Origin of the sequence: Denitromonas ohlonensis, assembly GCF_007625205.1 — a bacterium.
Classification (GTDB): Bacteria; Pseudomonadota; Gammaproteobacteria; order Burkholderiales; family Rhodocyclaceae; genus Nitrogeniibacter; species Nitrogeniibacter ohlonensis.
The window spans coordinates 43,198-56,236 of the sequence record NZ_VMNI01000011.1 but is presented as its reverse complement, the minus strand read 5'-3'; the positions used below and the strand labels follow the sequence as shown (position 1 = coordinate 56,236).

At 63.4% G+C, this 13,039-nt stretch carries 12 protein-coding genes; 5 read left to right on the top strand and 7 right to left on the bottom strand.

The features are described 5' to 3' along the window. Positions 1–1,195 (top strand): DUF3426 domain-containing protein (locus FHP89_RS12545; protein ID WP_186300821.1); only part of this gene is annotated, 1,195 nt, incomplete at its 5' end. Between the two features lies 1 nt (position 1,196). After that, a complete protein-coding gene (locus tag FHP89_RS12540; RefSeq protein ID WP_144179593.1) occupies positions 1,197–1,589 on the top strand; it encodes a diacylglycerol kinase in 393 nt (130 codons plus the stop codon). A 22-nt stretch (positions 1,590–1,611) separates the two neighbouring features. Here the strand turns inward: FHP89_RS12540 and FHP89_RS12535 are convergent, their stop codons facing one another. The 3 genes from FHP89_RS12535 to FHP89_RS12525 form a co-directional block, all read right to left on the bottom strand. Continuing rightward, positions 1,612–2,082, bottom strand: a complete 471-nt coding sequence (locus tag FHP89_RS12535) for an outer membrane lipoprotein (RefSeq protein ID WP_391525662.1) — start codon at positions 2,080–2,082, stop codon at positions 1,612–1,614. Continuing rightward, complete coding sequence (locus FHP89_RS12530) at positions 2,082–3,017, bottom strand: carbohydrate kinase family protein (protein WP_144179595.1); 936 nt, start codon at positions 3,015–3,017, stop codon at positions 2,082–2,084. The genes FHP89_RS12535 and FHP89_RS12530 overlap by 1 nt, the downstream gene beginning before the upstream one ends. Positions 3,018–3,098: 81 nt before the next feature. Next, complete coding sequence (locus tag FHP89_RS12525; RefSeq protein ID WP_144179596.1) at positions 3,099–4,313, bottom strand: glycosyltransferase family 4 protein; 1,215 nt, start codon at positions 4,311–4,313, stop codon at positions 3,099–3,101. Between the two features lie 162 nt (positions 4,314–4,475). Between FHP89_RS12525 and FHP89_RS12520 the strand changes: the two genes are divergently transcribed. Next, entirely contained in the window at positions 4,476–5,234 is a 759-nt protein-coding gene (locus FHP89_RS12520; protein WP_144179597.1) for a GNAT family N-acetyltransferase, read from the top strand. After that, positions 5,120–6,013, top strand: coding sequence for a lysophospholipid acyltransferase family protein (locus tag FHP89_RS12515; protein ID WP_260851588.1), 894 nt, complete (start codon positions 5,120–5,122; stop codon positions 6,011–6,013). Before FHP89_RS12520 ends, FHP89_RS12515 begins: the two co-directional genes overlap by 115 nt. Positions 6,014–6,015: 2 nt before the next feature. On the opposite strand, the gene FHP89_RS12510 is transcribed toward FHP89_RS12515, so the two are convergent. The 4 genes from FHP89_RS12510 to FHP89_RS12495 all read right to left on the bottom strand — a co-directional run bounded on the left by FHP89_RS12510 (position 6,016) and on the right by FHP89_RS12495 (position 10,814). Further along, positions 6,016–6,828 (bottom strand): symmetrical bis(5'-nucleosyl)-tetraphosphatase, encoded by an 813-nt coding sequence (locus tag FHP89_RS12510; RefSeq protein ID WP_144179598.1) that lies wholly within the window; start codon positions 6,826–6,828, stop codon positions 6,016–6,018. Between the two features lie 5 nt (positions 6,829–6,833). Then, positions 6,834–8,714, bottom strand: a complete 1,881-nt coding sequence (locus tag FHP89_RS12505) for a polysaccharide biosynthesis protein (RefSeq protein ID WP_144179599.1) — start codon at positions 8,712–8,714, stop codon at positions 6,834–6,836. Between the two features lie 62 nt (positions 8,715–8,776). After that, the gene (locus FHP89_RS12500; RefSeq protein ID WP_144179600.1) at positions 8,777–9,829 is read right to left on the bottom strand and encodes an MraY family glycosyltransferase; all 1,053 of its coding nucleotides are present in this window, start codon (positions 9,827–9,829) and stop codon (positions 8,777–8,779) included. Next, positions 9,822–10,814: a UDP-glucose 4-epimerase family protein gene (locus FHP89_RS12495; RefSeq protein WP_144179601.1), complete on the bottom strand. Its 993-nt coding sequence runs from the start codon at positions 10,812–10,814 to the stop codon at positions 9,822–9,824. Before FHP89_RS12495 ends, FHP89_RS12500 begins: the two co-directional genes overlap by 8 nt. Positions 10,815–11,089: 275 nt before the next feature. Between FHP89_RS12495 and FHP89_RS12490 the strand changes: the two genes are divergently transcribed. Then, positions 11,090–12,898 (top strand): ABC transporter ATP-binding protein, encoded by a 1,809-nt coding sequence (locus FHP89_RS12490; protein WP_222105385.1) that lies wholly within the window; start codon positions 11,090–11,092, stop codon positions 12,896–12,898. Positions 12,899–13,039 lie beyond the last annotated feature (141 nt).

Sequence of the window (13,039 nt, the reverse complement as noted above, 5' to 3'; positions counted from 1 at the left end):
TGCGCCCGAACCTGCGCCCGAACCTGCGCCCGAACCTGCGCCCGAACCTGCGCCCGAACCTGCGCCCGAACCTGCGCCCGAACCTGCGCCCGAACCTGCGCCCGAACCTGCGCCCGAACCTGCGCCCGAAAACCCCGGTTTCCATGCACCCGCCGACACGCCTAACCGGCTGTTCCAGGATCTGGATACGTGGATGCCGGAAGACGACGACACGACCTCGGACCTTGAATCGGACCTTGAATCGGACCTTGAATCGGACCTTGAGTCAGATATTGAGTCGGATATTGAATCCGAGCTTGAGTCGGAGCCTGAAACAAGTTCGGACTCGGATACCCGGATTGCATCCGACCTTGAGACCGGCATTGCCTCAGAAACCGACAGAGACTCGGGCGCGGGCCCCGAGACCATCTGGGATTTTGACGACCTGCCGAGCGCCCCCGCGCCCGGACACTGGCAGTCCGGCAGCAATGCGGCATCCGCAACCCGCGCTGAACAAGACGACGTCATCACCTTCGAGCCGCTCGAGCCCGACGACGGTTTCGACGACCCGAAATCTCACGACGCGTCATCCACTGACGCCGATGCCGATGCCGATGCCGATGCCGATATCGAACCGGCAGAAGACGATGCCAGCACGCCCCTCGCGGACACGGCGGACACGCCCCAGGCCCCCGAACCAGCTGCGCCGGCCCTCGCCGCGCTGCCAATCGCCCGCAAACGCAATCCGTGGCTGATGAGCTTGCTGGTGGGTGTGCTACTGGCCGCCTTGGCGGCACAGATTGCACTGATCTACCGCCAGCAACTGATCAGCATCCTGCCGGCCACCCGCCCGTTCATTGAAACCTTGTGCGCCAACGTCGGTTGCGACATGGCCTTGCCGCAGGACGCGACCCAGATCGGCATTGAAGCCTCGGACCTCAACCGGCTCCCCGATGCTGACGCCTTGTTTGAGCTCACCGCCACACTTCGCAACCGCTCGAACACCGCCATGGCGTTTCCGCACCTGGAACTGACGCTGACCGACCTGCGCGACAAGGCCTTGGTGCGCCGCGTGTTCTCACCCAAAGAATGGCTGGGCGCCGCGGCCGACGACGCCGCCGGTTTTGCGGGGCAAAGCGATCGCATGGCGCGGGTCGCCTTTTCGGCCGACAACGTGAACGCGTCGGGTTACCGCCTCTACGCCTTCTATCCGTAACATGACGTCCAGCGGCGGTCCGCCGGACACCTCTCCTCAAAAAAGCAAGGCAGGCTTCGCGCGCCTGGCGAACGCGTTTCGCTACTCATGCGCGGGCCTGGTCGCCGCCTTCCGGCACGAAGCGGCTTTTCGCCAGGAATGCGCGCTGGCTGCGGCGTTGATTCCGGTGGCGTTATTGAGCGGGGCCAGCGGCGTTGGCAAAGCGCTGCTGGTGGGCAGCGTGATGCTGGTCTTGTTGATGGAATTGATCAATTCCGCGATCGAAGCGGAAGTGGATCGGGTGTCGCTGGCGCGACACCCCTTGGCCAAGCGCGCCAAGGACATCGGCAGCGCCGCGGTGCTGGTGGCGCTGATCAATCTGGTGGCGATCTGGGCGCTGGTGCTGCTCGGCTGAGCGGCACCGAGCGCCCAAGCGCTTAACGCGTCACCCGCATGGTGCCGCCGTCCTGGACGATGCGCACACGCTCGCCAGCACGGAAACCTTCACCCGCATCTTCCTGCACCACCGCCATGTAGCGGCCGTCATCCATGCGCACGGTCACTTCGACGCCTTGCGAGCGTGTCACGCCCTCTTCGACCGCCGAGCCGGCCAGACCGCCGGCCACTGCGCCCAGCACCGCACCGACTGCCGCGCCCTTGCCGCGACCGATGCTACTGCCGGCGATACCACCGATCGCGCCACCAGCGATCGTCCCGACCGGGCTCTTGGTGCCCTCGAGTTTGACCAGGCGAACTGACTGCACCGTGCCGAACTTGACCACCATCGCCCGGCGCGCTTCGCCGCGCGAATAGGTGTCGCCCGTCAAACTGCCCGCGCAGCCCGACACGCCAATCAGCGCCACCGAGGCCAGCAGCAGCGCCCGTCCGTTGCGTTGAATCCAGTCCATCACCATGGTTTCTCTCCAAAAGCTGCCGCATAACGTTCGGCAATTTCATTCCGGCTCGGGCGGTGATTCTGGCCGCCGCGCTGCGCAATCTTGAGACTGCCCATCACCGACGCCAGCCGCCCGGTCGATTCCCAATCCATCCCGTTGGCGATGCCGTACAACAAGCCACTGCGGAAGGCGTCGCCACACCCGGTCGGATCGACCAGTGCTTCTGCTTTAACGCACGGGATGTCGATTCGTTGTCCTTCGACGTAAATCTGCGAACCCTCGGCGCCCAGCGTGACCACCAGGGCATCCACGTCATTGGCCAGATCTTCGATACTCCGACCGGTCTTTTCACTCAACATGCGCGCTTCGTAATCGTTGAGCGCGCAATAACTGGCCATCTCCAGGCAGGCTTCAAGCTCCGGCCCCGAGAACATCGGCAAGCCCTGGCCCGGATCAAACACGAAGGGAATCCCCGCTTCGGCGAACTGCTGGGCATGCCCCAGCATGCCGTCCCGGCCATCCGGCGCGACGATGCCAAGCTTGACGCCTTTGGCATCTGAGACCCGGTTCTGGTGCGAATGGTTCATCGCGCCGGGGTGGAAGGCGGTGATCTGGTTGTCGTCCACATCGGTGGTGATGAAGGCCTGGGCGGTAAAGCTGCCCGGCACCTGGCGCACATAGTCGGCGCGCAGCCCCAGCTGATCGAGTCGGGCCTGATACGGCGCCGCGTCATCGCCCACGGTGGCCATGATCAACGGATCGGCACCGAGCAGCTTGAGGTTGTAGGCGATGTTGCCGGCACAACCACCGAACTCGCGTCGCATGTCGGGCACCAGGAAGGCGACATTCAGGATGTGGATCTGGTCCGGCAGGATGTGATTCTTGAACCGATCATGAAACACCATGATGGTGTCGTAGGCTACCGAGCCGCAAACAAGGATAGACATGGGCGCTTCCGCTCAAAGGGCAAACCGTGATTATAGTCTGCCCGGCCCATGCGACGTCCGCCGGGGCGCCGCCCGGGGGCATCAGCCCGCCACCCACACTCCGTTTCGGACTTCATGCTGCTTGATGATGCCGGTCATGAGTTGCACCATCTGAGCGGCCACCGCGGGCCAACCGAGGTTCTGAACGCTCTGTCGCGCGGCCTTTGCCATCGCCAGCCGTCCGCAGCGATCGCCCGCGACGCGCAATGCCGCATCGACAAAGGCGTTCTCGTCCGCCACCGGAGCCAGTGCGCCGTTATGGCCCTCGCGCACGCGCTCCGCGCCAGCAGCATAGTCGAAACACACCACCGGCAAGCCGCTGGCCAGCGCTTCGGTGGTGACATTGCCGAAGGTTTCGGTGAGGCTGGGAAAGAGGAACATGTCGGCCGAGGCGTAATGCGCAGCGAGATCATCACCGGTGCGCATGCCGGCGTAGCTGTGCTCCGGATAGCGCCGCGCCAGCGACTCGCGCGATGGGCCGTCGCCAACGAAAAGGAGCCGCGCTTCGGGCACGCGCTGCTGAATCGCCTCAAAGGCGCGAATGGCCAGCGCGAGATTTTTCTCTGGCGCCAGACGACCAATCACGGCCACCACGAGTGTGTGAGGCTCGGCCCCCCAACTCGCGCGCAAGGCTTCGTCACGCCGCGCAGGCGTGAACAAGTCCGTGTCGACGCCGCGCGGCACGACTTCGATCTGGCGCACGCCATCCCTTTGCAAGGACGCAGCAAGCGCGCGCGTCGGCACCAGGCACACGTCGCCCTTGTTATGAAACCGCCGCAGGTAGGCCTTGACCGGCGTCTTTAACCAGCCCACGCCATAGTAGGTGCTGTAGCTATGGAAGTTGGTATGGAACTCGGTAATCGTCGGCAATCGCAGCTTGCGCGCCGCCGCCAGCGCCGACCAGCCCAAGGGCCCCTCGGTGACCACCAGCACCACATCGGGTCGCTTGACCGACCACAGCCGGATCAGCGCGCTGCGCGCCGGCAAGCCCATTTTGAGGTGCGGGTAGCGCGGTATCGGCAGCCCGCGCGAGAGCATCTCTTCGTAGTGCGCCTCTTGCGCAGCCACGTCGCCGGCATTTTGCCGCGGTCGCACCAGCATGACGCTGTTGCCGTGTTTTACGAGGCCGTCGACCACCCGCGCGGTGGTCAGCGACACCCCGTTGATTTCCGGCGGATAGGTTTCCGTCACCACCGCCACACGCAGCCGGCCGGCGTCGGCGGGCAGTTCGACATAGGAAAGTAAGCTCGCGTCCATGGCGGCGACTGTCGCGCGACCGGGCGACATCCGAATGACGATTTCGTGACATTCGCATGACAGACCAGCCGCACTACCATGTCACACACCGGTAAAACCCGTGTCACGCGAGCGCAACCTGCCCTTTCTACAGTGGCGACCATTGTCACTGCGGAGCACACCATGCTCGATAAACGCCAGGAATCATCCCAACGCCGCCGCCGCAATCTCCACGTGGGGCTGGCCACCTGCGACACCGAAGTGGTCGAGGCGCAGAAGCTTCGTTACCGCGTCTTCGCCGATGAAATGGGCGCTCGCCTGAACACCCGCACGCCGGGCGTCGACCGCGACATCTACGACCCCTTCTGCGAGCACCTCATCGTCCGCGATGAAGACCAGGGCAAGATCGTCGGCACCTACCGCATCCTGCCGCCCGACGCAGCGCGCCGTGTGGGTGGCTACTACTCTGAAAACGAATTCGACATCACCCGCCTGCTCCATCTGCGTGATCGCATGGTCGAGATCGGCCGCTCCTGCATCGACGCCGACTACCGCTCCGGCGCGGTCATTGCGCTGCTGTGGTCAGGTCTGGCGCGTTACATGCAAGAGAACGGCTACGACTACCTGATCGGTTGCGCCTCGGTCAGCATGGCCGACGGCGGCCACCATGCTGCCAGTTTGTATAGTCAGCTACGCGACAAACACATGGCGCCGCTGGAATACCGGGTCTTCCCACGGGCGGCACTGCCGCTCGACAAGCTGCGCAGCGATCTGGAGACTGAAGCGCCGCCGCTGATCAAGGGCTATCTGCGCGCCGGCGCGTGGATCTGCGGCGATCCGGCCTGGGATCCGGACTTCAACGTGGCCGATCTGCCCATCCTGATGCCGATGGGCCGGCTGGACGCCAAATACGCAAAACACTTCATGGGACGCGAAGACTGAAACCCACCACCTCTTCCCTGCAACAAGGCTGGCGCTATACACGCCTTGTCCTGCACCTGCTGCAAGGTGTGCTGACCGCGGCGCTGGTCTTTCCCTGGGTATCGCTCGATCGCCGGGGTCGTCTTCGCCAGCGCTGGTCGACGGGCCTGCTGGCGCTGCTGGGCATCGTGCCGCGCGTCAGCGGGGCCGAGCTGGCCCGCCCGGCGCTGCTGATCGCCAATCATGTGTCGTGGGTGGATATTTTCGCGATCAACACGCTGAGTCCGAGCGCTTTCGTGTCAAAAGCCGACGTGCGCCAATGGCCGATCATCGGCTGGCTGGCCGCCATGAACGAAACGGTGTTCCTGCAGCGCGGCAGCCGCGGGCACGCGCGCATCATCAATGCGGAGATCGCCACGCGCATGGCGGCGGGGCGCCATGTGGCAGTGTTTCCGGAAGGCACCACGACAGACGGCTCGCATGTGCAGCACTTTCACGCCGCCCTGCTCCAGCCCGCCATCGCCGCCGGCCAACCGGTGCAGGCGCTGGCAGTATGCTATCGCACCCCGGACGGCGAATTCACCCGCGCCGCCGCCTACGATGGCGACCTGTCAGTGCTCGACAGCCTGAAAGCCATCATCGCCACACCGCGTATCGAGGTGCATCTGACGGTGCTGCCGGCCATCGCCACGACGGATGCGAAGCGCCGCGACATCGCCGCCCAGGCTCACGCCGCCATTTCCGCCGTCGTCAATCCACCGGACGCCGCCGATATTGCACCCGTGCGCGAAGCGGCCTGAGACTACTTGGTTGATTCCGCCGCGTTGACCTGAAAGACCTCGCCGTCCTCCAGCCGATAGGCGGTGAGCTTGCCGCCCCACAGGCAACCGGTATCGAGGCCGACAAAGCCCGGCTCGATACACAGGCCCAGCGCCGACCAATGACCGGCCAGAATGGTGTAGCCCGCGTGCCGCCGCTTGGGCACGCTGAACCACGGCACCGCGCCGTCGGGGGCGTTTGACGGCGGCCCCTTGTGCTTGAACTCCATGAGCCCCTCGGGCGAGCAGAAGCGCATCCGCGTCATGGCATTCACAATGCAGCGCAGACGGTCCTGCCCCTTGAGCTTGTCCGACCATTTCGCTGGCGCATTGCCAGCAAGATCGGCCAGGAAGGCCTGTCGCGACGGCCCCTGCAGCACCGACTCGACCTCCGCGGCCAGTTCGCGCGCCTGCGGGATGGTCCATTGCGCCAGCAGCCCCGCATGCACCATGGCGAACTTGCCTTCCACATGCATTAGCGGACGACTCGCCAGCCAGCCAAGGAGCTGGTCCACATCCGGCGCGTCGAGGATAGGTTGAACGGTGTCGTCCTTGCCTCGTTTGGGCCAGCCTGCGGCGACCATCAGCAGATACAAATCGTGATTGCCGAGCACCACCGTGGCCGCCGCCCCCAAACCGCGGATGGCGCGTAGCGTCTCGAGCGACTTTGGCCCGCGATTGACGATATCGCCAACGAACCACAGGCGGTCACGACTGGGACGAAAGCCGATTTTCTGGACCAGCGCGAGAAGCGAATCATGGCAACCCTGAACGTCGCCAATCACATAGGTGCCCACTGGTGTCAGGCCCGACGGACGTCGCTATCGGCCAGCGCGCCTGCCACCACCTTCAAGGCCGGCCGCCCTTGCATCGGCACATACTCCGGCACCCAGCGCAGCAAGCCCTGACGCACCGCTTCATCTGCGACCGGCCCACAGGTGTCCAGCCAGGCGCCAAGTACGCTCAGAAAATCCTTTGCCACCGGCCGAGAGCGCGCGATGCGCAGCTTCGGATGCGGCGTTTCGCGCGTTTCCTCGGCGTCGGCCAGCAGCTCTTCGTACAGTTTTTCGCCCGGACGCAAACCGCTGAACTCGATGCGGATCTCATCCTCGGCATAGCCCGACAAGCGAATCATGTTGCGCGCCAGATCGACGATGCGCACCGGGTCGCCCATGTCGAGCACGAAAATCTCGCCGCCCCGCCCCATGCTCGCCGCCTGCAGCACCAGTTGCGCCGCCTCGGGGATCGACATGAAGTAGCGGGTGATCTCAGGGTGGGTGACCGTCACCGGCCCGCCGCGGGCGATCTGCTCCTGGAACTTCGGAATCACGCTGCCCGTGCTGCCCAGCACATTCCCGAAACGCACCATCCCGAACTGCGTCTGGCCGCCCTGCGAATGCAGCGCCTCGCACACCATCTCGGCCAGCCGCTTGGTCGCGCCCATCACATTGGTCGGATTCACCGCCTTGTCGGTCGACACCAGCACGAAGCGCTCGGCGCCGTGGCGCTGGGCACATTGCGCCACCTGCAAGGTGCCAAACACATTATTGCGCACCGCCTGCCAGGCATTGCCCACCTCCATCAGCGGCACATGCTTGTAGGCCGCCGCATGAAACACCAGGGCCGGTTGCCACCGGGCAAAAATCTCGTCGAGACGCTGCGCATCCTTGACGTCACCGGCCAGCGGGACGATGGCGATGTCGGGCTGATGATTCGCAAACCATTGCTCGATGGTGTAGAGCACAAACTCGCTGGCTTCGACCAGCACCAGCCGCGCCGGCGCAAACTTGGCCAGCTGCCGGCACAGCTCGCTGCCGATCGAACCGCCCGCGCCGGTCACCAGCACCGTCTTGCCACCCACCATGGTGTGCACATGCGCGGAGTCAATCGACACCGCCTCGCGGCCAAGCAAGTCTTCGATCTCGACCGGACGCATGGCATTGATCGCCACCTTGCCGCTCATCAGATCTTCAAGACCCGGCACCGTAAAGGTGTGCGCACCCGCGCGCACCGCCAGATCGGCCGCACGACGAAGGGCATCACCCGCCGCCGAGGGCATGGCCAGAATCACATGCTGGGCCTTGAAGTCCTGCAGCACCTGCGACAACTCGTCGACGGTGCCCGCCACCGGGCAGCCATACAACTCAAGGCCGCGCTTGGCGGGGTTGTCGTCGACCAGCGCCACCACCCGCCAGTCCGGGCTGCGCTCCAGCTCACGCACCAGCATCGCACCACCGGTGCCGGCGCCAACCACCACGACCGGCTTGCCGGCCGCACGCAAATCACCATACAACCGATGCTCTTTCCACATCCGCCAGATCACACGACCGCCGCCCATGATGGTGATCAACAGCAAGGGGTAGAGCACAACCATCGAGCGCGGGATACCCGGCAGCGTGCGGTCAACCGCCAACATCACCAGCAAGGCCACCGATGACACCCCGACGGCCTTCAGCACCCGCTTCAGATCCGGCAGGCTGGCAAACACCCACATGCCGCGATACAGCCCGGCCCAGCGGCAGGCCAACGCATGAACGCCCATAAGTGCTGTCAAGCTGGCCGCGAACTTGACCTCATAACCTGCGGGCCATTCGAAATTGAAGCGCAAGAGAAACCCTAGACTCCATGCTGCGGCAGCAGAGAGCAGATCAAACAGCACCACGAGGACAGATCTCTTGAGCATTCAGTTCGGGCGCGAGCCCACCTTTGTTTGCGACATTTGGCGGCCATTATATCCGCTTGGATTCAAAGGACTTTTACGATACCGCGGACTGGCACATCATCTGGCAGCCCCGCCCCGAGTCGCCACGCCGACGCTGCGAGCGGTGCGTACGCCATACAAAGCCCCGCCCAGATCGGCACATAGCCCAAGCCCGTCAGCACGCTCAGCGGCCCCAGCCAGAAAACGTTGACAGCTATGTAGAGAAACGTCACCCGAACGTGCGACCCGATGTGGCGGGACAGGCGCTGATAGGCGTGCGAACGATGCGCTTCCCACACGCGCTGACCACGCAGCAGCCGTCGCATCAATGTGACCGAGGCGTCGGTAACGAAGGTGGCAATCAGTACCAGCCACGCAGCGGCGATTTTGCCTCCAAACTGCGACAACCAGAGCATGATGCCGGCGAGCATCAATCCAATGAAGCCACTGCCCGCGTCCCCCATGAAAATCCTAGCGCGAGGAAAATTCCAGACCAGGAAACCCGCCGAAGCCGCCGCGAGCGCCAAGGGCAACAGGGTTGACTCCGTGTGTCCAGTAGCCCAGAGCATCATGCTACCGAGCAGGCAGACGCTGACCGCCTCGGCGCCAGCGAGGCCATCGATACCATCCATGAAATTGTAGAGGTTCAACAACCAGACCGAACCGAACAGCATGAAGCTGGTGACGAGCACCTTAGGCAGCTCTCCCCACACTTCCAGCAAACCGAACGAGACGGACAACAACCCAACCATACAGGCTGCCCCGCCAAAGTGCGCCAGCAATCTCCAGCGAGCAGAAACATGGCCATGATCATCGACAAATCCAATGCCGGCGCAAAGCGCACCACCGAACAGCAACGCCATCGCCTCGCTCCCCTGCATGACGCCGAGCCCCGGCAGCAGGCATAACACCGCCATAAAGCAGATCACGATCGCAAGGCCACCCCCACGCGGCGTGGGTACCGAGTGGGAACTGCGTGCATTGGGATGATCGAGCACATCCCGATTCAACGCGTACCGACGCAAAACCCCGGTCAGCGCCCACGAGGCAAACGCGAGCACCAACAGCCCGAGTCCGAAGGCAAGCAGTTCAGTCATGCCCACCAAACTCGGCATCTTGTGTTGCAAATCGACGCAAGCCTTCGTCGAGCGTCAGCGGTGGTCGCCAGTTCAGCACCTCTTGCGTCGGTGAAATGTCCACCTGAAGATTGCCACACAGCCTGTCTGCAAGCGCCGACTTCCCCACCATGCGGGCGACCCATACCAACACCCCGGCAGGAACGGGGAGCAATCGTATCCTGCAACTCAGCGCATGAGCCGTTTTACGCAACAGTTCAGAAGTCGAGACATCCTGTCCGTCGCTAACGAGGAACACGTGTCCCGGAGCCATGGGGTGATCGAGGCACGTCACGATCAAGTGCACGAGGTTCTCTATATTCACCAAAGAGCGCTGGTTATGAATACGGCCCAGCGGCAAGGGCCATCCGCGGCACGCCATGTGAGCCATGCGCCTGAAATTGGCTTTCACTCCGGGGCCATAGACCAGCGGCGGGCGAATGATCACCACTTCAAGACCCGTTTCGTGGGCCAGCGCAAGCAGCCCCTGCTCGGCCATGAGCTTGGAGCGTCCATAGGCATCCACTGGCCGGGGTGGGTCGTTCGGGGAGAAGGGGCAACCCGGAACGGTCCGCTCACCGTTGACCTTGATCGAACTCAGGTAGATAAAGCGGCGGCACCCATTTGACCTTGCGGTGCGCGCCAGTCTCAGCGTGCCATCCACGTTGATGCGCCTGTAAAGCGCCTCATCATCCCTCCCCGCGGACATCATGTGTACGCGGGCCGCGCAGTGGACCACGACGTCGACACCATCGAGCGCCTCCGCCCAGTCGGTTTCCGGCCCCAGATCACCCACGCTCACCGACGACACGCCATCGGGCAGCGCCAGACCAATTGAACGGGAGGCTGCACACACCTCGACCGAATCGTTCGCGGCCAGGGATCTGATGAGCGCTTGCGCGACGAATCCGCTCGCACCGGTCACAACAACCCGTGCTTGCCTGTTCGCTGCGGTGAGATACTCCAAAGTCGTTTCCCCTCAACGTCAAATCGATGCCACATGCTGGCTTAGCGCCGCTGCGCAAGTGTGCGCCTGCATTGTATGACAGACCTCCCTGCCGTAGTGAGGACCGAACAGTCATCACCCAAGGTTTGGCTGATGAATCACATACACGGTCCAGCACAGGATTCGCGGTACAATCCCCGGTCTGATTCGTTGGTGTCCGCCCGCTCGGACAGGGCGGCAGGACTGTCATGGCGCGCTGCGCCCCACGCTCACGAGACCGACAAACACAATGAAATTTGCCGCAGTTCGATAACGCCCAGCCCATCAACCAATTCATGATTCGATTCTCAAAGCTACTGAAGCTGGTTTCTCCAGAGCAGCGGCGCAACGCGAGTGTCCTGTTTGGCCTCATGACAATTGGCACAGCACTGGAGCTGCTCGGCGTCGGCCTAGTCATTCCCGTCATGGGCATTCTCGTCGGCAGTCAGTCCGATACACCGCACCCCATGGTCGAGCGTCTTTTCGTTATGGTCGGCAACCCGACACAGCCGCAGCTGATCGTAGCCGCTATGCTGACGCTGGTCGCCATCTACGCGGTCAAGAATATCTATCTTGCGTTTCTCTACCGCTTTCAGGCGCGCTTCGCCTTCGGTATCCAGGCCGACGTTTCGCGCCGGTTGTTTCACCGTTATCTGATGCAACCTTACATCTTTCATCTGGGGAGAAATTCGGCGCAATTGGTCAGAAACGTGACGACCGAGGCCAACCTCTTTGCAAGCCACGCCATCATGCCCTCGCTCATGCTGGTGGCCGAGGGGTCTGTTTCGATCGCGCTGACCGTGCTTCTGCTGTTCGTCGAGCCTATCGGGACGGCCGTCGTCGGTGTCGCGCTGGTCGCCGCCGCCGTCGCCTTCTTCCGGTTCACGCGGAAACGCACCGCTGCGTGGGGCAAAGCGCGCCAGGCCAATGAAGGCGCGCGTCTGCAGCACCTCCAGCAGGGCCTCGGCGGCATCAAGGAAGCCCAGTTGCTCGGGCGGGAACACGCGTTCCTGGCTCGATACGAGACGCCCAACGACGCATGCGCCGATGCGGCCCGCAACCAGGAGACGCTCAAGCAAATGCCGCGTCTGGCCATGGAGTTGCTCTCGATAGCCGGTCTAGCCCTGCTGGTCGTGACGATGATCCTTCGCGGTACGCCGATGGAAGCCATCCTGCCCGTGATCGGCGTGTTTGCCGCTGCCGCATTCCGGTTGATGCCGTCCGTCAATCGAATGCTGGGGGCCATGCAGACATTGCGCTACGTCACGCCGGTCGTCGACACAATGGAGGCTGAACTGGCATTGGACTGGCCTCAGACAGAGGCCGGGCACACCACATACGGTGCTCCGGGTCGCCCCATGGGGCGCATTGAACTGCGGGATATCGAGTTTGCCTACCCCGATTCCGAAACAACCGCGTTGTCCGGGGTATCGCTACATATCGACCCGGGCGAGACGATCGGTATCGTCGGCACCAGCGGCTCGGGCAAAAGCACCCTGATCGACGTAATCCTCGGGCTTCTCGAGCCCCGGAAGGGCGTCGTCACCGAAAACACCGTTGATATCCGTCAAGCCCTCCGGCCGTGGCAAGACCGGATCGGCTATGTTGCCCAGTCCATCTTCCTGACCGACGACAGCCTGCGCCGGAACATTGCATTCGGAGTGCCGGACGAACGGATCGACGAAGATGCCGTGCGCAGCGCCATCCATGCGGCACAACTAGACGGCTTCGTCTCCAGCCTTCCTCAAGGGCTCGACACCAGCGTCGGCGAGCGCGGTGTGCGCCTGTCCGGCGGACAGCGTCAGCGGATCGGCATCGCTCGCGCGCTCTATCACAACCCCGATGTGCTCGTCTTGGATGAGGCCACCAGTGCTCTAGACAATGACACGGAGGCCGATTTCATGAACGTGGTCTCGGCCATGCGTGGGGAACGGACCATCATCATCGTCGCGCACCGACTGTCGACAGTGCAGCGCGCCGATCGCATCTTCCGACTCGAAAGCGGTCAGCTGGTTGCCGAAGGGACGCCGGATCAGGTGATCTCGTCGCAGGAGCGTGCGAGTTGACCCTTTGCCGCGGACATCGAGTCTGTTGCAAACCGCCTCAGGCGAAGCGCATTGTATAAAATGTAACCTTGGAATCCGACGCCCTTATTAATTTTCGCGCTCGCCCTTCAAGTCACGGGGCGGACCTCCAGTCATCAGCAC

Coding starts and splice junctions, on each gene's coding strand:
- FHP89_RS12540 (WP_144179593.1), top strand. CDS start 1,197: ATGACGTCCAGCGGCGGTCCGCCGGACACCTCTCCTCAAAAAAGCAAG.
- FHP89_RS12535 (WP_391525662.1), bottom strand. CDS start 2,082: ATGGACTGGATTCAACGCAACGGACGGGCGCTGCTGCTGGCCTCGGTG.
- FHP89_RS12530 (WP_144179595.1), bottom strand. CDS start 3,017: ATGTCTATCCTTGTTTGCGGCTCGGTAGCCTACGACACCATCATGGTG.
- FHP89_RS12525 (WP_144179596.1), bottom strand. CDS start 4,313: ATGGACGCGAGCTTACTTTCCTATGTCGAACTGCCCGCCGACGCCGGC.
- FHP89_RS12520 (WP_144179597.1), top strand. CDS start 4,476: ATGCTCGATAAACGCCAGGAATCATCCCAACGCCGCCGCCGCAATCTC.
- FHP89_RS12505 (WP_144179599.1), bottom strand. CDS start 8,714: ATGCTCAAGAGATCTGTCCTCGTGGTGCTGTTTGATCTGCTCTCTGCT.
- FHP89_RS12500 (WP_144179600.1), bottom strand. CDS start 9,829: ATGACTGAACTGCTTGCCTTCGGACTCGGGCTGTTGGTGCTCGCGTTT.